This window comes from Neptunomonas japonica JAMM 1380 (assembly GCF_016592555.1).
Classification (GTDB): domain Bacteria; phylum Pseudomonadota; class Gammaproteobacteria; order Pseudomonadales; family Balneatricaceae; genus Neptunomonas; species Neptunomonas japonica_A.
This window is the reverse complement of sequence record NZ_AP014546.1, coordinates 2,748,406-2,770,397: the sequence shown is the minus strand read 5'-3', so window position 1 is coordinate 2,770,397 and position 21,992 is coordinate 2,748,406. Positions and strand designations below refer to the sequence as shown.

The following is a 21,992-nucleotide window of genomic DNA, read 5'->3' as shown; positions in this document are numbered from 1 at the left end:
TCTACTCATGTCAATATTCTTTTTTTGAGGAAATATTTTTTATGTCGAGTAAACGTCTTCACCTTATTAGCTCCGCTTTTAATCTTTTTTACCAAAAGGGTGTCCATGCGGTGGGTATTAACGAGATATTGGCTGAGTCTGGTATCGCTAAAAAAACCTTGTACCACCACTTCAGTGGAAAAGAGGCGCTAGTACTTGCTGTGCTCGTTTATCGTGATGAGTGCTTTTGTGATTGGCTTAAAGAAAGGTTAGATTTGGCCAAACCTGGCATGGCAAAAGTGGAGGCGCTATTTGATGCACTGGACGATTGGTTTAATAATCGGGTTGATGCGTTATTTGCCTTTCATGGTTGTTTGTTTATCAATGTGAGTGCCGAGTTTGGCGATCTAACACACCCTTTACATAAGCAGTGTGCAGCGCATAAGCAAAGCGTGGCTATCTTGATCGAGTCGTTAGTTAGGAGTACCAGCATCGATGCCGCTTGTATCAACATGGCTACAGATGCGTTGTGCTTATTAAAAGAAGGTGCCATTACATTGGCGCATGTTCAGGGTGATCGAAAAGCAGCCCTAAAAGCAAAAGAATCAGCCAAGCTGCTTATTCGATCTATGTAGTCTATTTACGCAATGCGCGTGACCACTCTTCCATAGCTTGATTTGCAACAGGCATTGGTGCTTCAAGAAAGCTAATGACATATTTATCAGCGTATTCCGTAATGCCAAATGAGCGAGGGCGTACCGCCATTACCAATGCATTCGGTAATTTAAGACCAAAGCAAAATACGACATTTTTAGCCGCCAAAATGCCTTCAGCTATTTCACCTTCTTCCAGTGAATCGGTATGTGCATAGTGATCAAAAGTAGCAATGTAACTCGCTTTTGGGTGCTGTTTTATGCAGTTTTCAAAGTAACTAATCACTTTTTCGAACTGGTCAAAGCGGCACTCTTCTTTGCTTACTTCAAGAAAAAAGACAGGGTACTTTTCTTGGAACATTGTTTGCTTCATGTAGCATCGCCTTAAAGTATAATATTAGAATTATCTAATGTTATTATACTTTAGTGATAACAAACAACACTTATAACGGAGTATTTTTATTAAGCGCTTCTAGTGCGGGTTGCTATTACGACGAACCTGCCCAGGAGGCTGGTCATAATAATGCTTAAATGCTTTGCTAAAAGCCGCTTCTGATGAGTAACCCGCGCCTTGTGCAATATCAATCATGGCTGTGTCAGTGTGCTCAAGTTGGGTTTTGGCTTTTTGCATACGCCAATTGATGAGGTATGTTTTAGGTGGCATACCGACCATGCGAGAAAGCTTTTCTGTAAACGCCGTTCTTGATAAAGAAACCGCATCACCGAGCTGCTCAACGCTCCAGTGGGCTTTTGTCTCTGAGTGAATTAGGTTTAATGCTGAGCCAATTTGCAAGTCTGCTAGGGCGATAATATACCCCTCGCTATTGGATGAATTTTCCATGTAAGTGCGCATTAATTGAATGAACAGTACTTCTGTTAGCCGGTCGACTATCACGGTAGAGCCCGGGGATGGTTGGCGCGATTCGTTCGCAAGAACAGTCACTAAAGATCTTAACCATGCGAGCTGGGGCGTTTCGGATGCCTTGATATGAATAAAGCAGGGTAGGCCTTTTACAAAAGGGTGATCCATCGAAGAATCGTAGCTAAATGAGCCACATAACAAGATGGTTGCAGAATATTTTGTACTTCCTCCAGAGCCTGAAAGCGAAAAATCTGCTACATCAACAGCGGCAAAATCACTGATAAAGCAGCTAAAGAGTCGCCAGAAGCCGCTGCTGAGGAACAGCAGCCTATTTCTGGTTTTAGTTGGTTAAAAACACTGAATCAAGGAATGGAAAACTGGATACTCAATTACAACCCTGAGCGGCAAGTTGAGCTAATGGAGAAGTCAGGTATACGTAAGGCTGATTGGAAATCGCTATATACCGCTGATTTGGGCTGGAGCGGGTAGTGCTATTATCGCAAGCTTTTTAACTGCATGGTTGTGCCAATCGTTACTTAAAAATAGTGGATCTTCCCGTGAGTTTATAGAAGGCTTTAGCTTACTGATTGCCGCCGTCTTATTGAGTTATATGAGTGTCTGGTTAATTGCACGTCGAGAGATGCAGCAGTGGCAAGGTTTTATCCATAATAAAATGGGACAAGCGCTGGATCAAAAGCGTTTATCTGCGATTTTTGTGGGTAAAGCTGCATTGGAGCTGCAAGTAGCTGGATTTATTTCTGCCGCGGCTGTCAGTTATGTACCTTTTATCTCTTGGTTGGGATTATTTCCTACTGTGGAGTCTGTTGGGTTGCAGTTGTTGTTTATTTTGATACCTATTATGGGGTTGCTAGTGTAAAAGAAGTTAACGTTTAAGGCTCCTTTGGCCGTGTCGTAGTTGGACGTTGAGCATGCACGCTATAGCGTTTGGAATGACACATTAATATACGCAAATGTTTAATGGGGCCATACTGCGAATATATTTGCTTAGCGTTAAAGTATTATATGGATAGGGAATACGTGTTGAATAATTTAAAGACTCTAGAAATTAAGGCGTTTGTGCCCGCAAAAGATTTTGAAATATCCAAGCAGTTTTATTCAGAGTTAGGTTTTACTAAGGCCTCTGATTCTGATGGGGTTGCATATTTTCATAAAGGGCGTTGTAGTTTTTTGTTACAAGATTTTTATGAGAAGGTATATGCAGAAAATTTTATGATGCATTTATTGGTAGAAGATATCCATTCTTGGCACAAGCAAGTTGAGGTATCAGGAGTTGCTAAAAAATATGATGTTAAAGTGTCAGATATTGTTGAGCAGCCATGGGGCATGTTAGATTTTACACTGCATGACCCTAGTGGAGTACTGTGGCGTTTTGGCGAAAATATATAATCATTAATAAGTGATTTGCAACGCGCCTAGGTTTTTGTAATTAGTTTTTATAAGTACAAAATTTAATTGTCCATAACCCGCTAGGTTTTTAGATGAAACAACTGTATCAGCCACTTATTTTACTTATGTCATTGTTATTAATCGGTTGTGTTTCAAAGGCGCCTCTAAACAATACGCCGATAGGGTACATCGGATTTCATGATAACAATCCGTGGGCTATTCAATTTAATGACTGCTCTGAACATGAATTTAGTGGTTCAGAAAAGTACCTATGGTACGACAGACAATTAACCTCAATCAGTTGTTATCGATTTAAGCCAACTGATGAAACACGCTTAAGAGATCGAGAAATTCTGATCTACAAATTTCCAACTTTAAGTTCTACTAGCCAAATAATTAATCGATTTTCTGAACTGAATATTTCTGAATCAGGTTGGGGAGTATTCCCGCACGTGTATGAAGCCGCAGGTGGAAATTGGTTTAGACTTAAAGAGGGCTGGATACATCTTGAGCTGTTCGATACAGAGTTTGTGCAATTTTATAAAGGGCAGCAAAACATGACTGGAAAAGCAGTACATGATGCCTATTTCTATAACCACTAAATGAATCGTTATAGGTTAATCTTGTAGGCCCTAGATCTACAAATTAAAGTCTGTAAATAGGGCTTACTTAGCTTCACCTCTATTCACCTATTAATGCGTGTTTTTTTATCCGCTTTTTACCACCGGCCGTGAAAATTCGCTCTACTATTTTTAACAGGAAGCCAGCAATACAGGAGTAACAGTGATGATTGAGAGAAAAACTGGAATTTATGATGGCCGTAGCAAATCATCAGCATACAAAGATTTAGTTTGGACCGTTGCTACATCCTCGGATACCTCTGTAGGTATTGAGCAACAGACGCAGCTTACTTTAGATACAATTCAAACTAATTTAGTTGAGCTTAACTCAGACAAAACCAGAATAGTTTCAGCTCAAGTATATATTGCTAATATGGCGGATAAACAACGAATGGATTCAGTGTGGATAAATTGGTTAGGCACTAACCCTGAACATTGGCCTCAACGAGCTTGCTTAGGTGTACATCTTGAAGGCGCTGTTTTAATTGAAGTTACTGTTACAGCAGTGCGGAAGTAAACGTGCTGAAAACTGTTAGGTTATTTGTGTAGTGTAGCTAGTGCTTCAGCAAGGTCTCAAGTTCCTCACGAGATAGACTGTTTATTGAATTACTGTAGATAACTTCAGCAGGCGCATTGCCTAATACTGATACCGTATCTCCTAGTTCAAGCGCTTCATCCAGATTATGAGTAACGTAGATCATGCTGCGAGTTGGATGGCCGCAGACTAAACGTTTAATTAGCTTTCTCATCTCTCTGGCTGTTGGTAAATCTAAGGAGGTTAGGGGCTCATCCATTAATACCAGTTCAGGCTTAAGTAATAAGCAGCGGGCCAACGCCACGCGTCTTGCCATACCTAATGATATTTTAGCGGGGTAATAGTCAGCATAATCTTGTAGCCTAACCTCGCTTAACCTGTGCATTACAATCTCTTTGTTCGGCTCAACTAACAGTAAGTTCTGAGTAATAGTGCGCCAAGGCAAAAGTCGTGGTTGCTGAAAAAGATAGCCTATGTCGGGTTTGCGTTGTGACCATAGGTTTTGGCTTTCGCCTTTAACATTTTTCACTATGCTTTCTTGTTGTAAGCCGGCCATCACGTTAAGTAGTGAGGTTTTGCCGCTACCCGAGGGGCCTAACAAGCAGTGGGTCTCGCCTGGGTTAAGCTTTATGTTAAGTGCAGCAAGAATTTTCTTATCGGAAAGTTCTAGCCCTTCGACAGTAAATTCAAACATTGCCACCCCCTTTTTGCCAACGAGATGCGTTACGATCTAATGGTTGCAATATGAACCACTCAATTAATTGCACAACAAGGATAAAAGCAAAACTATAAGCGAGGATGGTGGCTACATCAAACAACTGAAAAGCCAAATGTAATTGAAAACCTACCCCATCAGACCGGCCCAGCAACTCAACAACAAGGACTATTTTCCAAATTAGTGCTAAGCCGCTACGGGTAGCAATCATTATGTATGGGAATAATTGAGGCCACCATAAATGCAGTAGCTTCTGGCGAAAGCTAAACCTGTACATTAACGACATCTCTTCCAGCTCATGATCAAACATGCGACCTCCCTCACGTAGAGTTACAGCAACATTGGGTAGTTTATTAATAATAACCGCTGTAACAGCTGCGACCTCAATAAGGCCGAACCAAATATAGAGCAGGATAATAACGACGAGCGCGGGAATATTTAGCAATATAATGAGCAAGGGGTCTAACACACGGTTGACTAACCGAAACCGCCCCATCAATACGCCAAGCAAACCACCTAAGGTCATAGCAAAAATAAAACTGATCAGAACACGCCTAAGAGTAACTATTAAACTTTCGAGCAGGCGTTGTTCATGCCACTCTTTACTGAGTGCTGAAAACACTTCGGCGGGGGTTGGTAATAAAGGATTGGATACAATTGTCGAGACCACCCACCAGAGAGATAACAAGCAAACAAATGCTATTACTTGATCGCCCATTTTGCTTATTGTCATCTGCTACCTTTATCAAAGAGTGCATTATGAAAAAGTTCAGGGTTAAGCTGCAAGCCTGTTGGGTAAGGTTTAAGGTCATCAATGATTGTGTAGAAGTTAGCTGCATCTTCTATGTGCTGCTGACTAAACTCATCAGGGATGCCAGATCTGTAACCTGTTATCAGGGCGTGATAGATTTTATTGTTTTCAGATTTCATAAATGGACGTAATGCTTGCCAAGCAGTATCGTCTACGGCTAGTTGTGCTTTAGCTTCATTAATAGATTTATAGAAGGCTGCAACAAGGTGTGGGTGTTGATCTCCCAACTTAGCTTTATATAAATAGCCTAGCATTGGCACATTACTTTTTAGGCCAAGGTCTCGCATGATAGTTTTAAGGCTATAGAGTTTTTTATATCCCTCTGCTTCAAGACGGGCACCGTAATGCCAAAAGGTGGCTAGTATATCGATCTGACCATTTTTTATGGCTTGGGTTAATAAAGGCGGGGCTCCGAACTGGATTTTCGCCTCATTTTTAAGGTCAATTCCTTCTTTATTTGCTGCTGCGCGCATCAGAGCCCAGCCCTTATTCATAGGGCCTCCTGCAACGCCTATCCGTTTGCCTTTTAAGCTAGCATAACTACTAATACTGTTGCCTGGCGATGCGATAATGCTACCAACTTGTTTTGAAAAAGGTATAAAGCGTAGATTGGCTCCCTTGTGGTTGCGTTCAGAAGCCCAAAGCCAATCCGAGACGATAAAATCTGTATTGTCCGCTGTAATCGCAATGCGTGCAGCCGATAAGCTTGCGACACGGTCGATCACTAAATCGTAGCCATTTTTATGATCAAGCTGCCTTTGTTTAATGTGCTGCAGTTCCCAGTTAACGGTTCCCCATGCAATAACGGTAACTTTCAGTTTGGGTAGTTGGGTTTGCAGGTCTTCTTGAGCGCTTAGCTGAGCAGAGAATAAGAACAATAAGCTCGAAAAGAAAAGTGATAAGAAGGTTTGCATTAGGCACTCATTATTTCAAATAGTAGATGTGGTAAAGCCCTATACCAACATAAGCTGCTGATACATCAGTCAACATGGTACTTTGGTGCCTTTTTTATGGCCTAGCAGTGGTCTTTAGGCCAAGAGTGTCATCGGTTGTCATAGATTTAAGTGAGCGGATAAACAGAGTCCATCAAGATTGTAATCAACGGGGTTCATGTTTTAGCTATTGTAGGGCTTGGTACAAGAGCAAGTTCACTTTTTAATGCTGGTGTTAGAAAAAGCGCTGAGAAGCTGGATCGACTCCACAATGGTGTATGTGAGTGCTATGGTAGATATTCAAAATTTGCTACCCCGTACGTCTTTGTAATGAGTGGATTAAGCACCTAGGAGGTCTTTTTGTCGATTACAGGTGAGTGCTTTTGTGGTGAAGTAAAGTATCAAATTAATGGAAAGCTACGCGATGCACGATCTTGCCATTGCTCTAGGTGTAGAAAAGCGTTTAGCTCACAAGCGTCTGCGTATGCGCTAGTAGAACCTAGCCAGTTCAGCTGGATGTCTGGAAAAGAACTCCTGACTTCCTATGTTGGTCAACATGGTTTTGGCCTGCAGTTTTGCAAAGTATGTGGCTCTACTATCTGCGGAATCTATAACGGTGAAGTTCACGGTGTTACGTTAGGTTGTGTTAATGGTGACCCAGACATTGAGCTTGGCATGCATATTTATGTCGGATCAAAAGCATCATGGGAAAAGGTTCCCGAGGGGGGGGCGCAATATATAGAGGGGAGGCCTGATTGAGAAGCGAGTCACTAACCAGTAAGGCATCTAAGGCATAAAGCTTTTTTAACAGGAGGTATTTTACTTTTGATGGATATAAATAAGCTCGCCAGTTTTAATGTGAGAGTTGGTTGTTATTTATAAGCTTTTTGGTACTTTTTTAAAATTATCGAGGTAGTAATCTGTAGTGAAGATTTTTTGAGGGTTCATTATGGTTTTCCAGCGTAGTCGTACCGCAGTATTTCGCTATTTAGGTAAACGTTTAGAAATGGCGTTGGGGCTAGGTTTAATTCTAGTGGTTACTGTTATCGAAAATATATTAACCAGCACCGTAGCCATAACTTTTTTTGTCGCGGTTTTAATTATTAGGCTTCCGAGTGTTAAGAAAGGTTTCGATGAGTTTAGCTATACGCAGCTAACCCTTAATAAAGATACACTCACTATTACAACTAAACAGGGTGATACAGAGTATCAGCTAGATGACTTTAAGATCATGCTATATAAAAAGCGTGCTAAGGCGATTACTGTTTTTGTGCTAATGAGTGAAAACGATGGCGTTAAGTTTGAGTACTATCAGCATATGAATGAGTTATTTGATACCTTAAGCAAGAGCGTGATGTTACGAAAAGAGATCCCTTGGTGGCAACGGCTGTAGTGTTGGCTAGGTGTGAGTTATGAGGGGGGGGCTTCTTTAATACGCCATAGAAAGAATAATAATATGCTGGCACAGCTCACCAACATCAGCTGTAAATAAGGACGGTCAGACAATATAAGTATCGATATTGAAAAAGTAGCAATAATCATGAGCGTGGAACGTTTTTTGGTTTGGCGCGACATCCGATGAGTGGATTCCCACTCTTTTAACGCAGGGCCAAACCAACGGTTATTCAATAACATCTGATGAAAGCGCGGCGAGCTTTTGGCAAAGCAGCCAAGCGCTAAGATAAGAAATGGTGTAGTGGGTAAAATAGGCAAGACAACGCCGATGGCACCTAGCGCGATAAAAAACCAACCGCAGCCAATCATTAAGCCTTTTTTTACTCCAACACGGGTTATTTTGTTCAACTCATCAAGCCTGTATCAATTTTTATTTTTAATAATGCTAAAGCCTAGCACAGTTAATGCCTGCTTTATTGAGAAGCTATTGTTTGCTTTCGATTTTTGCTTCATAGCTAAAGATGACGCTCTCATCCCCTAAAATAAAATGCCATCGAGCTCCATCACGTTATAAGATTTAGTAAAAGCCAATCGTTTATGGTGTATATGTAGTACTACACAGATGCCGGAGCTGTTAGATGAGTATGACAAACAAGCTGAGTAAAGATGAGTTGTATCAGTTATTTTGTGGCTTTATTGCACCTCAAAATGTCATTGTTGATGAAGAAACACTCAAGCCTTATGAGTGTGATGGCTTGTCGATGTATTGTGAGATGCCACTGATTGTTGTATTACCAGAAACAGTAGCGCAGGTGCAAGAAACACTACGTATTTGCCATAGATACGCTGTTCCTGTGGTTGCGCGCGGTGCAGGTACTGGCCTGTGTGCTGGCGCAATGCCAAATACTGAGGGGGTTGTCCTCTCGTTAGCTAAGTTTAAGAACATTATCGAGATTAACCCGCAAACACGCACGGCTAGATTACAGCCTGGTGTGCGTAATTTAGCTATTAGTGAGGCAGCGGCTGAATATGGTTTGTATTACGGGCCTGATCCTTCTTCCCAAATTGCGTGTACGATTGGTGGCAATGTTGCTGAAAATTCAGGCGGCGTGCATTGCCTTAAATATGGCCTTACGGTACACAATGTTCTGAGTGTAGAAATGCTTACCGTAGAGGGTGAGAAGGTCACATTAGGTAGCGATGGGCTCGATAGCTGTGGCTTAGACTTGTTAGCACTGATTAATGGTTCCGAAGGTTTACTCGGTGTGATTACCGAGATTCAAGTTAAGTTATTGCCCATACCTGAAAAAGCCCGCGTGGTGATGGCAGGGTTTGATAACGTCCAGCAAGCAGGTGATTCAGTCGGTGGCATTATTGCCAGCGGTATTATCCCTGCCGGGTTAGAGATGATGGATGCTTATGCGATTTCAGCCGCAGAGGGTTTTGCTAAAGCAGGTTACCCCAAAGAGGCTAAAGCGTTATTACTATGTGAAGTTGATGGCACCGCAGAAGAGGTCCAAGAGCATATTGAGCAAGTTGAAAAACTGTTCCACTCCTTTGGCGCAACCTCTGTTAGAACGTCACAAACAGAAGCTGAACGTGCCCTTTTATGGAAAGGCCGAAAATCAGCTTTTCCGGCGGTTGGGCGTATTTCTCCTGATTATTATTGTATGGATGGCACGATTCCACGTGGCCAATTAGCACACGTATTAACCCAGATGCAGCGCTTATCTGAGCACTATCAATTACGTGTAGCGAATGTCTTTCATGCTGGTGATGGCAATTTGCACCCGTTAATTTTGTTTGATGCAAACATTCCCGGTGAGTTTGAAAAGACTGAAGAGTTCGGTGGCAAGATACTCGAGCTCTGTGTTGCCGTCGGTGGCTGTATTACCGGTGAGCATGGTGTTGGTATCGAGAAAATACGCCAGATGTCGGTGCAATTTACTGAGCTAGAGTTACTTCAATTCAACGCTATTAAAGATGCTTTTGATCCTGTGGGTACATTGAACCCAGGCAAGGGGATACCTACCTTACGTCGCTGCCAAGAATACCGCTCGATTGAGCCTAAGGAAATGAATAACAAGAAGGAGGGCACTGCTCATGGATGATATTTCTACTGAGTTACAACAGCAGGTCCTTGCTGCCCGTAATGATAAGCAGGCGCTGAATATAATGGGTGGTGGCAGTAAATCATTTATGGGCCGCAAGGTGATTGGTGAGCGGCTGGATGTCTCCGGGCATAGTGGGATCGTGAATTACCAGCCTGTCGAACTAGTACTAACTGCCAGAGCAGGAACACCATTAACAGAGATAGAAGCGGCGCTAGCTGAGAGCAACCAAATGTTGGCGTTTGAGCCGCCAGGTTTTTCGGGTAAAGCGACGATAGGTGGTACCTTGGCCTGTAATCAATCAGGTCCGGGACGACCTTGGGCGGGTTCAGTACGCGATCATGTATTAGGTGTTCGCTTAATTAATGGTCTAGGAGAGCATTTAAAATTTGGTGGCCAAGTGATGAAAAATGTAGCCGGTTATGATGTCTCACGCTTACAAGCTGGTGCGATGGGCTCGCTAGGTGTTATTACTGAAGTCAGCTTAAAAGTACTGCCAAAACCGGCGGTAAGTCGCACCGTAGTCTGGGATATGGATGCGAGGGATGCTATCAGCTTTATGAATCAACTTGCCGCACGCCCTAAACCACTGTCTGCTGCCTGCTGGTTAAAGGGGCGTTTGCATGTACGTTTATCCGGTGCGCTTTCAGCGGTCGAGGCCACTGTAAAAGAGTGGAAAGGTACTGAGTTAGAGCAGATGCAGGCTGATGAGTTTTGGCGGCAACTAGGTCAGCAAGAGTTATCGTTTTTTGATAAGGATGCTTCTACAAAACATGCTGATATGCCGTTATGGCGTTTTTCTGTTAATTCAGCAGCCAGTATTCCATCGCTTGATGAGTATTCCATCATTGATTGGGGTGGATCACAGCGCTGGTTCTCTGGTGAGCAAGATAAACTGTATATGGAGTCATTAGCAGCAAGTGCCGGAGGTCAAGTCAGTGTTTATGCAGGTGGAGACCGCTGCGCTGAAGTGATGCATACGACACCAGACGCTCTTCAGGTAATCCAGAAACGGATTAAAGCATCGTTTGACCCTGATGGTATTTTTAATCCCGGACGTTTGTATCACTGGATGTAGAGCAGGCTTTTATGAAAACGGACCTAATTCCACATTACCAAGATTTCCCGCAGGGACAAGACGCTGAAAAGATTCTCAGAAGTTGTGTGCACTGCGGCTTTTGCAATGCGACCTGCCCGACTTACCAAGAACTCAATGATGAGAGGGATGGCCCGCGTGGACGTATTTATCTGATCAAACAACTGCTTGAAGGTGGCGAGGTTACTGAAAAAACCCGCACCCACTTAGACCGCTGCTTAACGTGTCGTAGTTGTGAAACAACCTGTCCTTCAGGTGTTCAATATGGACGACTGATTGATTTTGGACGTGCAGAAATCGAAAAAAAGCTCGAGCGTCCGTTTAATCAAAAACTCATGCGTTGGGCACTTCGCCAAGTATTGCCTTACTCACAACGATTTGGGCCATTACTAAAAGTAGGGCAGGTTCTTCGACCAATCCTGCCCGAAGCTATTAAAACCAAAATGCCGCCTAAGCGAGAGGTTAATAGCCCTTGGCCTTTGAAGCGCCACGCCCGAGTAATGCTGGCATTAGCAGGCTGTGCGCAACCCAGCACAACTCCAAATACCAATATATCCACCGCGCGTGTTCTCGATAAATTGGGCATTACACTGATAGAGGAGCCTAAAGCGGGTTGTTGTGGTGCGGTAAGTTATCACCTTGGTGCGCATGATGAAGGTTTAGATTTTATGCGGCGTAATATTGATGCCTGGTGGCCCGCAGTAGAGGGCGGCGTTGAAGCTATCGTGATGACGGCATCTGGCTGCGGAGCGATGCTGCAAGATTACGGTTATGCGCTAAGGCATGATGCTGGATATGCCGATAAAGCAGCAAAAATTAGTGAATTGACTAAGGATATTAGCGAAGTATTGCAAGCTGAAGACCTCACTCAGCTTTTTTTTAGAGCAGATAAGTCTTCAGAAAAAGTAGCAGTGCATTGCCCTTGTACGTTGCAACATGCCATGCAGCAAGGTGGTGTAGTTGAGAGTATTCTTCAGCAGGCAGGTATTGAGCTGGCTCGCACCAAAGACAAACACCTGTGCTGTGGTTCGGCGGGAACTTATTCAATCTTACAGCCTGAAATGAGCCAAAAATTGTTAAGCAATAAGTTAGATGCGCTAACAGGAGAGCAGCCAAGTCTTATCGTAACCTCAAATGTAGGTTGTCAATTGCACTTAGAGTCAAAATCCAAAGTGCCAGTGCAACACTGGATTGAGTTGCTGGATCGCTAAAAGACTTTGAGGAACTAAAGGGAATTTCAAGTATCAGTACAGGGGCATGTCGGCCCCTATAGTGTTATTAGTTTTAAATATGTATTAAGGCTAATGGCAGGTTAATTGAGCAGACACTCGCACCTAGTCCATAGGGCGAATCGTTAGCTGCTTTAATTACTTCTTCAATGTCATCAAAAGGCTGAGCAATCATTTACCGTAAGTTAAGAGAATGTGAGGCCTAATACGTCTGCCTGTTACATCTAATTACATTTGAGAACAACTTCAAACATTTAGCTCAAAGCTGGTTTACACCACGACAGTATGCTTAGCGTTATAAAGTGATTCATTAACTGGAATCATCAATAACTAATAAGAATAGCGACTGTTTCCGTGGAGGAACTATCCTGATGAAGACCCCCTTCAAAATTCGTAAACCGTATCTGCTGGGTGCTGCCGTAGCTGCAGTAATGGCTTTTCCTGCTCATGCCTATAATCTGCATACCAGTGATGCAGGTGAAGTGAACCTTGATATAGAAGCCATTTTAGGAACGTTTAGTAGCCAAGAAAGTTATGATGTAACGGGTGCTTCAGTTAACGATGAGGGAAGCTCGAACTGGCAGGAGGCATATATTAAGTATGGTCTTAGTGCTACACGTAACCTGAAGCAGGGAGCAACCCTATATGGCGCATTCAATCTGCTGAGCTCAGGAACATTCGGTGATGGTGATGCGGGTGGGTTTACCAGCGGAGATGAGCGTAAAACCAAGGTTGAGGATGCCTACCTAGGTTGGCGTTCAGGAAATATGATCTCATCTCTGGGCGAGAATGGATTAGAGTTTTCTTTTGGACGTCAGAATTTGTCATTTGGTGATGGATTTCTCATCAATGGCGATGCGCTAAACTTTGGTGATGCTTTGGGTAAAGAGTTAAATCGAGGTGGCGCATACTGGTTAGCAGCGCGTAAAGCGTTTGATCAAACCGCTGTATTGAAAATTGCTAATGGCAAGGGATTGCGCTCTGATATTTTCTGGATTGCTTCAGATAACAAGGCACAGTCAGAAACTGAATTAGCCGGTATTAATGTTGAATACAGCACGGAAAAAGGCACGTTTGGGGCGATGTATTTAAAAGGTCTTGATGTAAACGAAGACTTTGGTAACACCCACCGTGATGGCCAAGATACATTAAGCGTGCGGTTCCAGGGTAATGCCGGTGTTGAAAATCTCTTCTTATCATCTGAGTTTGTAACTCAGAAACAGGGTGATGATACGCGAAAAGATGCTAATGCATGGTATGTCGAAGCAGGTTGGACCTTTGCACAAGTGCCTTGGTCACCTAGTGTGAACTATCGTTATAGTACATTTGAAGAAGGCTTTGACCCACTGTTCTTCGGCTTTAACCGTGGCTATGGGACATGGTTCCAAGGTGAAGTGGCATCTAATTATGCCGGCCCTTTTAACAGCGAAACCGATATCCATCATCTAGCCTTGAAAGCCAGCCCAAGTGAGACTCTATCCTTTGGTGCTCTATTCTTTGACTTTGGTGATACCGCGGGTAATGGCTCTTTAGATGGGCAGGAGGTTGACCTTTATGCTGAGTGGGTGGTGAATGAACATTTGATAATCAGCCCTCTTTTAGGTTTCTACACACCAGACAATGCCGGTGTTCAAATTGGAAACTCTGATACGAATACTTATTTCCAGATGATAGCAATCGTACCTTTCTAACGCTGTAACAAGAAAGCTGTCGTTGCTAAATGACGGGCTCAATGAGCCCGGTTATATTTATTTTGATAAGCAGGTTCTTCTATGAAAAATGACTATTCAATGATGATTGACGGGCACGCAGTAGCCGGTGAAAACACACCTTTTTCTGTGATAAACCCAGCGACAGCAGAGGCGCTTGCAGAATGCCCTGCTGCGTCGCTAGAGCAACTTGATCTGGCAGTGGACGCCGCTGAAAAGGCGTTTATCACATGGCAGAAAACGAGTCATACTGATCGCCAGGCCATGCTGCATAAAATTGCAGATAAGCTTGAAGAGCATGCAGCAGAGTTGGCAAATATTATTACCAGTGAGCAGGGTAAGCCTCAGGCGCTAGCGCAGATGGAAGTAGGCGGTGCTGTTGCTTGGACGCGTTATACTGCTGATTTGGAGATCCCTGTTGAAGTGATTGAAGACAGCCCGAACAAGCGTATTGAACTTCACCGTAAACCATTAGGTGTGGTGGGGTCGATCTTGCCATGGAACTGGCCGTTGATGATTGCTGTTTGGCATATTATGCCGGCTCTGCGTTCTGGGAATACCATTGTTGTTAAGCCCTCTTCAATGACACCCTTTAACACCATGCGATTGGTTGAACTTATTAATGAAGTGGTTCCAGCGGGTGTTGCTAATATCGTGACAGGTGAAGGTGGTTTAGGGCGTGCGATGAGTGGCCATAAAAAAATTCGTAAGATTGTTTTTACAGGCTCTACGCCAACAGGCCAAAATATTATGCGTAATGCTGCTGATAACTTGAAGCGCTTAACGCTTGAGTTAGGTGGCAACGACGCGGCGATTGTTTTACCCGGTACCGATGTGAAATCGATTGCTCAAGGTGTTTTTCAAACGGCATTTTTGAACATGGGGCAAACGTGTGCAGCACTTAAACGTCTCTATGTACATGAATCCATTTATGATGAACTAAGTCAGGAGCTAATAGCGATTGCGCAGCAGCAAACGGTGGGTGATGGCGCTACACCGGGCGTTACCTTTGGTCCTGTTCAAAACAAAGATCAATACGATTTAGTTAATGAGTTGATTGCTGATGCAAAAGCCAGTGGTGGAGTCGTTCACCCTAGTGCGGTTGTTCCTGAAGGTGCTGGGTACTTTATTGCGCCAACGATCGTAACTAATGTGACAGATGGTATGCGTGTTGTAGATGAGGAGCAATTTGGTCCGGTTCTGCCGCTGATTAAATACAGTGATATTGATGATGCTGTTGCCCGTGCTAATGCTAGTGAAAATGGTTTGGGTGGTTCAGTATGGGGAGCCGACATTAATCAAGCTCAAGAGATTGCTTCACAGCTTGAATGCGGCACCGCGTGGATAAATGGCCATGCAGAAGTGCTACCTCATGCGCCATTTGGTGGCTGTAAAATGTCTGGTTTTGGGGTTGAATTTGGACAGGAAGGGTTGTTGGAATATACCGTTCCCCAGCTTTTGAATATTAATCGCTAGTCGCTCGTTATAAGTGATTCCTTAGCTTTACCTTTACCAAATGCCATTAGTATTCTCTCCGTGGCATTTGGTTTTTTTATCTCCCCCATCCCCTTTATCTATATACCTACATTGCATCGCTTTCCTTTTGTTGTTCAAAATAGAGAGCAAGCTCTGTTTGACTGTCGTTATATAAACGCTTGGTGTGTTTTGCTAGAGCAGACGCCTCGCTTAGTAAGTCGGCTTGAGCGGCGCGCTCTAGTTTTTGACAGTGTGCATGCAATGCTTCAAAGCCAAAGTTTGCAGCAGCGCCAGCAAGCGTGTGTGCAGCAGTGCTCAGTGGTGTTAGTTGATTTTGTTTTGCCGCTTTTTCTATCTCTGGCAGTAATGTGCTCGCCATTTGATAAAACTGTTCAATAAGTTTGTGAATACGCTCTGTGCCTAGTAGCTGTTGATGTTGATCGAGTAGTGTGGTGTTTAGGTATTTGCCTTGCTTGGTTTGCATATGATCAGAGTCTATTGCCATCTTGTCGTTTAAGAGTTGCTGCATCGCTTCAAATTGAATAGGTTTTGCGAGCACTCCATCCATGCCTGCTTGCTTGTATTTCTCTATTTCATGTTGGGATACAGATGCGGTTAGCGCAATGATCTTAATGGCGGCATATTTAGGGTTTGGGTGGGAGCGAATTTTTTCTGTGGTGGTAATACCATCCATATCGGGCAGGTGGATATCCATCAGGATAAGATCATAAAGATGATCGTTATGCATAGAAAGTGCTGTGAAACCATCTTCAGCAATGCTGACATGATGCCCATCACTTTCGAGTAACCCTTTAGCGACTTGCTGGTTAATAGGCGTATCTTCAACGAGAAGAATATCCATTGGTACTGTTGGGGTTGCCGCTGTTTTCTTTTCAATGTCGGGTAGCGTTGCATCACTACAGAGAGGGTAGGACAGCTCAAGCCAGAATGTAGAGCCTTGGCTCTGTGTACTTGAAAAGCCGACATTTCCTCCTTGTTGCTCTACCATTCGCTTGGTAATTGCCAGACCTAGTCCGGTTCCGCCATAGCGACGGGTGATAGTGCTGTCAGCTTGGATGAAGTGCTGAAATATTTTACTTTGTGATGCTTCAGCAATACCAATACCCGTATCTTTTACCTCAATTCGCACGCTAATATCGTTGTCGGTTTGCTTTAGATTTATGGTTTTTAAGGTAATGTAGCCCTCATGTGTGAATTTCAATGCATTGGAGCAGAGGTTCATGAGTATTTGTGTGAGGGCACGTCGATCACCTACAACGGTTGGTAACATGCGGTCAATTTGAGGCACAATTTGTAGTGACTTTTCTTGTGCCAGAGGCATGAACAAACAATATACCTCATCAAGCACATCTTCGATTTTGAAAGGGTTAGTCTCTAGCGCTAGTTGGCCTGATTCTGCTTTAGAGAAGTCGAGAATATCGTTCAAAATGGTTAAAAGAGATCGTCCCGCTTTAAAGATAGTATCGACTTGCTCAATTTGGGTGGCGTCTAAATTAGTTTTTTTGAGTAACTGTGTCATGCCCAAGATGCCATTCATAGGGGTGCGAATTTCATGGCTCATGGTCGCAAGAAAGCGTGATTTTTCTTCATTTTCGGCTTCTGCTTTACTACGTGCTTGTTCTGCTGCCTCTTTTGCTTTGCGCTCACTAATATCTGTTAAAGAGCCTTCGTAGTATTCAAGGTCACCTAGTGAGTTATGCACAATGCGAGCAGAAATGGCGACATAAATAGGAAAACCAGACTTTGTTTGCCAGCGAGTTTCAAAGTTTATAATTTTTTGTTGAGAACTCAATGTATCTATAAAAGAGCGAAGATCAGTATCATCAATAAAACATTGGCTGGCGATATCGGTGATTTCATCAAGAAAAGCATCGGGTGTAGGGTAGCCCAGTAAAGTAGCAAGCGCAGGGTTTGCTGAGATGAATCGTCCCTCAGGAGCCGCTCTAAAAATTCCCTCTACTGCGTTCATAAACAACGATTTATAGTTATATTCGGATTTCTCCAAACTTTGGTATAGCTTGGCATTTTCTATCGAGATAGCGGCTTGTGCCGATAATATTTGTAGTGCCTCTAAGCGGTTTCTGTCAAAAACATCACGACTTTGGCTGTTCTCCAAATAGAGAATGGCGGTGAGTGCTCCGTGATACATGATAGGCATACAGAGCAATGAGAGAGGTTGCTTCTCTTGAATGTAAGCGTCTTGTTGGAACATTTCATGTTGGCTGGCGTGGCCTAACACCACATTTTCTTTTGTGCGTGCGACATAATGAATGATGCTGGTTGGCAGCAAGTGAGCCCCATCATCTAAAGGCATAGCATCATAATGCTGTGTTGGACCATCAATACCTGCTTCTGCTTCAATAACTAATGTTTGTCGGTTGAGTAACAGTACAGCGCGCTGTGCCCCCGCGTTTTCAATAGCGAGCTTAATAAGGCGGCTAAGAAGTGGTTCAAGCACTATCTCATCCGATATGGCTTGTGATGCTTTAATAACCGATGAGACATCGTACGCACGGCTTGGTTGCTCTATTGGCTCGTTAGAAAATGCTGAGTCAGAAAAATCAGTTTGCTTATGCTCATAGGGCACTGAGTTGAGATCATTAAATTCCGCTTTTAGGTGCCGTAACTTGCTGTTTGCGCCTAAGCGCTCATAAGCTTGATAAGCCTGCGTTATGTAGTGGTGAGCAATGCTGTGCTTTCCCCAGCTACGGTAGCATTGGCTCGCTAATTCGTTAGCAATGGCAAAATCCAGATGAAAAGAGTTTTGCTGCAATAACGCAAGAGCTTGGTCAAATAGGTCAATAGCTTCGCTGTATGATTGCTCGTAAGTTAGCAATGCTGCTTTAACGAGCAGTTGACGGTGTTCATGATTCTGTGGGCACTGTTCTACCAGTTTGCTGCTGGATTTAAGGTAAGTATTGATCTCTTTAATGCGCTGCATTTGTTGAGCTTCACGTAAAGACGGCAGCAACAATATGGTGTTAATGACATAAATGTAATTTAAAAAAGACTCAGTATAGGTGCCGCTGATGTAAGGGCTAAATTGCAGTGCTTGTTGGCCGTAATCGTCTGCTTGTTGGTGCTTCTTGAAAATAAATGCGAGCAAGGATTGATAGAAAAAATGTAAACAGATAGCTGTCTTGTGATTATTATCATGATGCTCAATCAGCATTAATTCAGCATCGTAATATTCGCCATTCAGTGTTATTGGCGCAATGGGATCTCTAAGTACTTCTATAAACTGCAGTGCCATTAATGAGTATTGTAGTGACTGTTTTTGTCCGGTTTCTTGTAACTGCAGAATGTACTCTTGCAACTTAATGGCCAGTTGATCGAAGTTATCACTCAGTGGCAGGCTGAACTGGATATGTGCCGCTAAAGAATAAGCGCTCCACTCTACATCTCCAGTCTCTAAGCCACTATTGTGTGCCTCTAACAATGCTTCGGAACACAGTGTCAGTGGTTCTTTATAATGGCGTATATAGGTGTTAAACAGGGATTGGACTTTATGTTCTATCCGGTTGTTATCTGTTTGTTGTGCGAGCTTAATAGCCAGCGCTCCTAAGCGGAACCCCTGTTTTATTTGTTGGTATTTACCACAAAGCACACCACCATAACCGGCAAAGGCCATGGCTGATTCCGTGCTTAGGCCATAGCGTAACGTTAACTCAACTTCTTTCGCCATCACTAAGGGGCGCAGACCCGAGCTTGAAAATTTAACCACGCCAAACATGCTGGTCAGAATAGGCATAGCCGCTAGGGCTTCTGGCTGTTCCATCTTCGGTAAGCTCAGGATTTTCTCATCCGAATAGCGGTAAAGCCTAACCAATGAACTGAGCCTCGCACGATTAATAGCGAATGCTCCGGGGGCATTAGGGAGCGGAAAATTGAGTTGTTTCAATAAATGTAAGGCAACGGTTAGCGCATCATCAAAGTGGTTGGTCGATACCAGCGCCTGAATTTGTAATTCCTGAAGCAGTACCTTATCGGCCATTTGATGACAATGAGGAAGCGCTGTATCAACAAGCTGGTGCAGTGTAGCGAAGTCCGCTTTGATATAGGCCGCTTCTGCTGCATGTTGGTATAGCGATAAAGCAATGGATGGCTGATTCTCCCAGCAGTCCTCTGTTAAGAGCTCAATCCCTTTACGAAAATAATCAAAGGCTGATTCAAACGCGGCGGCCTCTTTTGCCTGTAAGCCCGCCTGCAAATTAAGGCGGGTGAGTTCTACTCTTTCTGCTGCTGTTTCAATTAATGCTTGTGCCTGGTTCAGGTGATTAGTCACATCAAAAATACGACGGCCCTGTTCGTGGCGAGGTGTTTTTGTTTGTAGTATTTGGCCTATACGGTAGTGAAGATTAGTAATGCCATCATCAGGAATGAGAGAGTAGGCCGCTTGCTGAACACGGTCATGTACAAAGCGATAGCGTAGCTGTTCTACCTGCTCTTTATGCTTGGCATGATGGTTTGCTTCTAATGGGAAGATCAAACCTTCAGAAATAGCCTGCCATAGATCCGTAGCGGTTTGTTCAGGTGATTGCTCACATACCGCAGCAAGAATAGGTAAAGCAACGGGGTTTCCAATACATGCCGCTATCTGTACGACCGATTGTGTTTGTGGTGATAAGCGGCGGATTTTATCCACCATAAAGCTAATAACGTTATCGGTTATTTCACAGTCACGAATATCTTCTTCATTCCATGACCATAGGCTTCCTTGAAAATGGATAAGGCGTTTCTCATATAAATCGAGTAAAAACTGATTTAAAAAGAAAGGGTTGCCTTGAGTTTTTTCAAAACATATTTCAGCTAGAGGTTTGCTCTGCGCCACTGAATGGCTCAGTGTATCGGCAATTAACAGCTGAATATCCTCAAGCGTTAAGGCTTTGATTTCAAACAAAGACAACTCAAGCGGTGAGCTTTTAAGGCGCTGGAGTGATAGTTGAAACGGATGATGCTTGTTGAACTCGTTATCCCGGTAACTTCCAATAATAAAAAGGTGAGGATGTTGCGGGTGATGCGCCAGCTTTTCTAAGAGTGTTAATGACGATAAGTCGGCCCAATGTAAATCATCAAAGAAAAGTACTAAGGGGTGTTCTGCTGTAGCAAATACTTTCAACATTTGGCGAAAAATATGCGAGAAGCGGTGCTGTTCTTCAGATGGCGATAAACGAGGCGCTTGTGGTTGTTCGCCAATAATGAGCTCAAGTTCAGGAATCAGCTTAAGTAGAACCTCGGCATTGCTGCCAAAGGCATCTTGAAGATTTGATCGCCAGTGCTTAATGCGCTCGTCAGGCTCAGTTAATAACTGGCGGATAAGTGTCTGCATTGCCTGATAAATAGCAGTATAAGGGCGGTTTCGATGGTATTGATCGAACTTCCCACTGGCGAAAAGGCCGTGCTGTTGTGAAATATAATGACGTAACTCATGTACAACACTGGATTTTCCGACGCCAGCATAACCAGTGAGTAAAGCCATTGATTGCATGCCAGCACTGACATTATCAAAGCAGGTTTTTAGCTGAGTAACGGTGGAAGCACGGCCGTACAGCGTTTGTGGCAGCTCAAACCGCTCCGAAACATCTTGAGAGCCGACGGCGAAATCTTGTGGGTTTTTAGCGTGTATTTGCTCTAAACAAGTATTTATATCGTGGCAGAGGCCGTAGCTGGATTGGTAGCGCTGTGCTGCATCTTTTGCCATTAGCTTTAAGATAATATTGGATAATACGATGGGTAGCTTTGGGTTAATAAGGTGCGGTACTTTAGGTTGGCGAGCGATGTGACAGTGCAAGAGTTCTTGGTTATTTTGTTGTGTAAAGGGTAGGCAGCCCGTAAACACCTCATACAGTGTGATACCCCAGCTGTAATAATCGGTACGGTAATCAATGTAACGATTAATACGCCCCGTTTGTTCAGGTGCTATGTACGATAGATTATCTGAATTGGCTTGTGGCGCGCTTGATGATGGGTGTTCCCGGCTGAGGCGGCTACTCATTGAGAAGTCGATAATATAGGCTTGCTGTGTTGAAGGGTTAATAAGAATATTATCGGGTGTTATCTGTTTGTGAGTAATCCGCGCTTCATGTATTTGTCCCAGAGTTTTGCTAAGGCTTAGCGCTACGGTTAATCGTGTTATAAGGTCAGGCCGTTTTACTAACAACCACTCACGTAGGCTAATGGCTGCGTTATCTAAAAAGACTAGGCTGTGGTCTGTTTCAGATTTTAGGCACTCGAGTAACGGAATCACTCCGTTAATGTTGAGTTCGCTTAAAATATCCGCTTCATGGAGTAAGCGCCGGTTTGCTGAAAGCGGGTTGGCATGATGGCCGGGTTGTTTAATGATGATCGCTTGATTACTGTCGGATACACCGCGTGAAACTCGGCTGCGTTTACCCTGATGAATCAGCTCCTGTACAAGAGAGATTCCTTTTGAGTGCATAC

Annotated in this window: 20 protein-coding genes; 12 read left to right on the top strand and 8 right to left on the bottom strand. The window is 43.5% G+C overall.

Annotated elements, in window-relative coordinates; all coding sequences use genetic code 11:
- Positions 1 to 41 precede the first annotated feature (41 nt).
- On the top strand, positions 42 to 614 hold the full coding sequence (locus tag NEJAP_RS12950) for a TetR/AcrR family transcriptional regulator (RefSeq protein WP_201347635.1): 573 nt from the start codon (positions 42 to 44) through the stop codon (positions 612 to 614).
- A 1-nt stretch (position 615) separates the two neighbouring features.
- On the opposite strand, the gene NEJAP_RS12945 is transcribed toward NEJAP_RS12950, so the two are convergent.
- A complete protein-coding gene (locus NEJAP_RS12945) occupies positions 616 to 1,005 on the bottom strand; it encodes a DUF6858 family protein (RefSeq protein WP_201347634.1) in 390 nt (129 codons plus the stop codon).
- A gap of 99 nt (positions 1,006 to 1,104) precedes the next feature.
- Positions 1,105 to 1,776 carry a helix-turn-helix transcriptional regulator gene (locus tag NEJAP_RS12940; RefSeq protein ID WP_268927855.1) on the bottom strand — a complete coding sequence of 224 codons (672 nt, stop codon included), beginning with the start codon at positions 1,774 to 1,776 and terminating at the stop codon, positions 1,105 to 1,107.
- 238 nt (positions 1,777 to 2,014) lie between these two features.
- Between NEJAP_RS12940 and NEJAP_RS12935 the strand changes: the two genes are divergently transcribed.
- The 4 genes from NEJAP_RS12935 to NEJAP_RS12920 all read left to right on the top strand — a co-directional run bounded on the left by NEJAP_RS12935 (position 2,015) and on the right by NEJAP_RS12920 (position 4,038).
- On the top strand, positions 2,015 to 2,371 hold the full coding sequence (locus NEJAP_RS12935) for an FTR1 family protein (protein ID WP_236590932.1): 357 nt from the start codon (positions 2,015 to 2,017) through the stop codon (positions 2,369 to 2,371).
- A 164-nt stretch (positions 2,372 to 2,535) separates the two neighbouring features.
- Positions 2,536 to 2,901: a VOC family protein gene (locus NEJAP_RS12930; RefSeq protein ID WP_236590931.1), complete on the top strand. Its 366-nt coding sequence runs from the start codon at positions 2,536 to 2,538 to the stop codon at positions 2,899 to 2,901.
- Between the two features lie 92 nt (positions 2,902 to 2,993).
- Positions 2,994 to 3,503: a hypothetical protein gene (locus NEJAP_RS12925; protein ID WP_201347631.1), complete on the top strand. Its 510-nt coding sequence runs from the start codon at positions 2,994 to 2,996 to the stop codon at positions 3,501 to 3,503.
- A gap of 184 nt (positions 3,504 to 3,687) precedes the next feature.
- Entirely contained in the window at positions 3,688 to 4,038 is a 351-nt protein-coding gene (locus tag NEJAP_RS12920) for a RidA family protein (protein WP_201347630.1), read from the top strand.
- 37 nt (positions 4,039 to 4,075) lie between these two features.
- Here NEJAP_RS12920 and NEJAP_RS12915 read toward each other — a convergent pair whose 3' ends face one another.
- From NEJAP_RS12915 to NEJAP_RS12905, 3 genes are read right to left on the bottom strand one after another with little or no spacing between them, the layout of a single operon-like run.
- A complete protein-coding gene (locus tag NEJAP_RS12915) occupies positions 4,076 to 4,750 on the bottom strand; it encodes an ABC transporter ATP-binding protein (protein ID WP_201347629.1) in 675 nt (224 codons plus the stop codon).
- Entirely contained in the window at positions 4,743 to 5,504 is a 762-nt protein-coding gene (locus NEJAP_RS12910; protein ID WP_201347628.1) for an ABC transporter permease, read from the bottom strand. Before NEJAP_RS12910 ends, NEJAP_RS12915 begins: the two co-directional genes overlap by 8 nt.
- The gene (locus tag NEJAP_RS12905) at positions 5,501 to 6,496 is read right to left on the bottom strand and encodes an ABC transporter substrate-binding protein (RefSeq protein ID WP_201347627.1); all 996 of its coding nucleotides are present in this window, start codon (positions 6,494 to 6,496) and stop codon (positions 5,501 to 5,503) included. The genes NEJAP_RS12910 and NEJAP_RS12905 overlap by 4 nt, the downstream gene beginning before the upstream one ends.
- 378 nt (positions 6,497 to 6,874) lie before the next feature.
- Between NEJAP_RS12905 and NEJAP_RS12900 the strand changes: the two genes are divergently transcribed.
- Together NEJAP_RS12900 and NEJAP_RS12895 are read left to right on the top strand one after the other, a co-directional pair.
- On the top strand, positions 6,875 to 7,273 hold the full coding sequence (locus NEJAP_RS12900; RefSeq protein ID WP_201347626.1) for a GFA family protein: 399 nt from the start codon (positions 6,875 to 6,877) through the stop codon (positions 7,271 to 7,273).
- A 190-nt stretch (positions 7,274 to 7,463) separates the two neighbouring features.
- Positions 7,464 to 7,907 carry a hypothetical protein gene (locus NEJAP_RS12895; RefSeq protein ID WP_201347625.1) on the top strand — a complete coding sequence of 148 codons (444 nt, stop codon included), beginning with the start codon at positions 7,464 to 7,466 and terminating at the stop codon, positions 7,905 to 7,907.
- A 17-nt stretch (positions 7,908 to 7,924) separates the two neighbouring features.
- Here the strand turns inward: NEJAP_RS12895 and NEJAP_RS12890 are convergent, their stop codons facing one another.
- Positions 7,925 to 8,317, bottom strand: a complete 393-nt coding sequence (locus tag NEJAP_RS12890; RefSeq protein WP_236590930.1) for a YbaN family protein — start codon at positions 8,315 to 8,317, stop codon at positions 7,925 to 7,927.
- Positions 8,318 to 8,553: 236 nt separating this feature from the next.
- Here NEJAP_RS12890 and NEJAP_RS12885 point away from each other — a divergent pair, with 236 nt between their 5' ends.
- The 3 genes from NEJAP_RS12885 to glcF are packed head-to-tail and all read left to right on the top strand — an operon-like array spanning position 8,554 to position 12,327.
- On the top strand, positions 8,554 to 10,020 hold the full coding sequence (locus NEJAP_RS12885) for an FAD-linked oxidase C-terminal domain-containing protein (RefSeq protein WP_419197851.1): 1,467 nt from the start codon (positions 8,554 to 8,556) through the stop codon (positions 10,018 to 10,020).
- Positions 10,013 to 11,098, top strand: coding sequence for a glycolate oxidase subunit GlcE (gene glcE, locus NEJAP_RS12880; RefSeq protein WP_201347623.1), 1,086 nt, complete (start codon positions 10,013 to 10,015; stop codon positions 11,096 to 11,098). Before NEJAP_RS12885 ends, glcE begins: the two co-directional genes overlap by 8 nt.
- 11 nt (positions 11,099 to 11,109) lie before the next feature.
- Positions 11,110 to 12,327 carry a glycolate oxidase subunit GlcF gene (gene glcF, locus NEJAP_RS12875; RefSeq protein ID WP_201347622.1) on the top strand — a complete coding sequence of 406 codons (1,218 nt, stop codon included), beginning with the start codon at positions 11,110 to 11,112 and terminating at the stop codon, positions 12,325 to 12,327.
- 73 nt (positions 12,328 to 12,400) lie between these two features.
- Here the strand turns inward: glcF and NEJAP_RS12870 are convergent, their stop codons facing one another.
- Complete coding sequence (locus tag NEJAP_RS12870) at positions 12,401 to 12,520, bottom strand: aldehyde dehydrogenase family protein (protein WP_201347621.1); 120 nt, start codon at positions 12,518 to 12,520, stop codon at positions 12,401 to 12,403.
- 196 nt (positions 12,521 to 12,716) lie between these two features.
- Between NEJAP_RS12870 and NEJAP_RS12865 the strand changes: the two genes are divergently transcribed.
- Together NEJAP_RS12865 and NEJAP_RS12860 are read left to right on the top strand one after the other, a co-directional pair.
- Positions 12,717 to 14,036: a hypothetical protein gene (locus tag NEJAP_RS12865; protein WP_201347620.1), complete on the top strand. Its 1,320-nt coding sequence runs from the start codon at positions 12,717 to 12,719 to the stop codon at positions 14,034 to 14,036.
- A gap of 81 nt (positions 14,037 to 14,117) precedes the next feature.
- On the top strand, positions 14,118 to 15,530 hold the full coding sequence (locus NEJAP_RS12860; protein ID WP_201347619.1) for an aldehyde dehydrogenase family protein: 1,413 nt from the start codon (positions 14,118 to 14,120) through the stop codon (positions 15,528 to 15,530).
- Positions 15,531 to 15,636: 106 nt separating this feature from the next.
- Here the strand turns inward: NEJAP_RS12860 and NEJAP_RS12855 are convergent, their stop codons facing one another.
- On the bottom strand, positions 15,637 to 21,990 hold the full coding sequence (locus tag NEJAP_RS12855; RefSeq protein WP_201347618.1) for an AAA family ATPase: 6,354 nt from the start codon (positions 21,988 to 21,990) through the stop codon (positions 15,637 to 15,639).
- Positions 21,991 to 21,992: the final 2 nt, after the last annotated feature.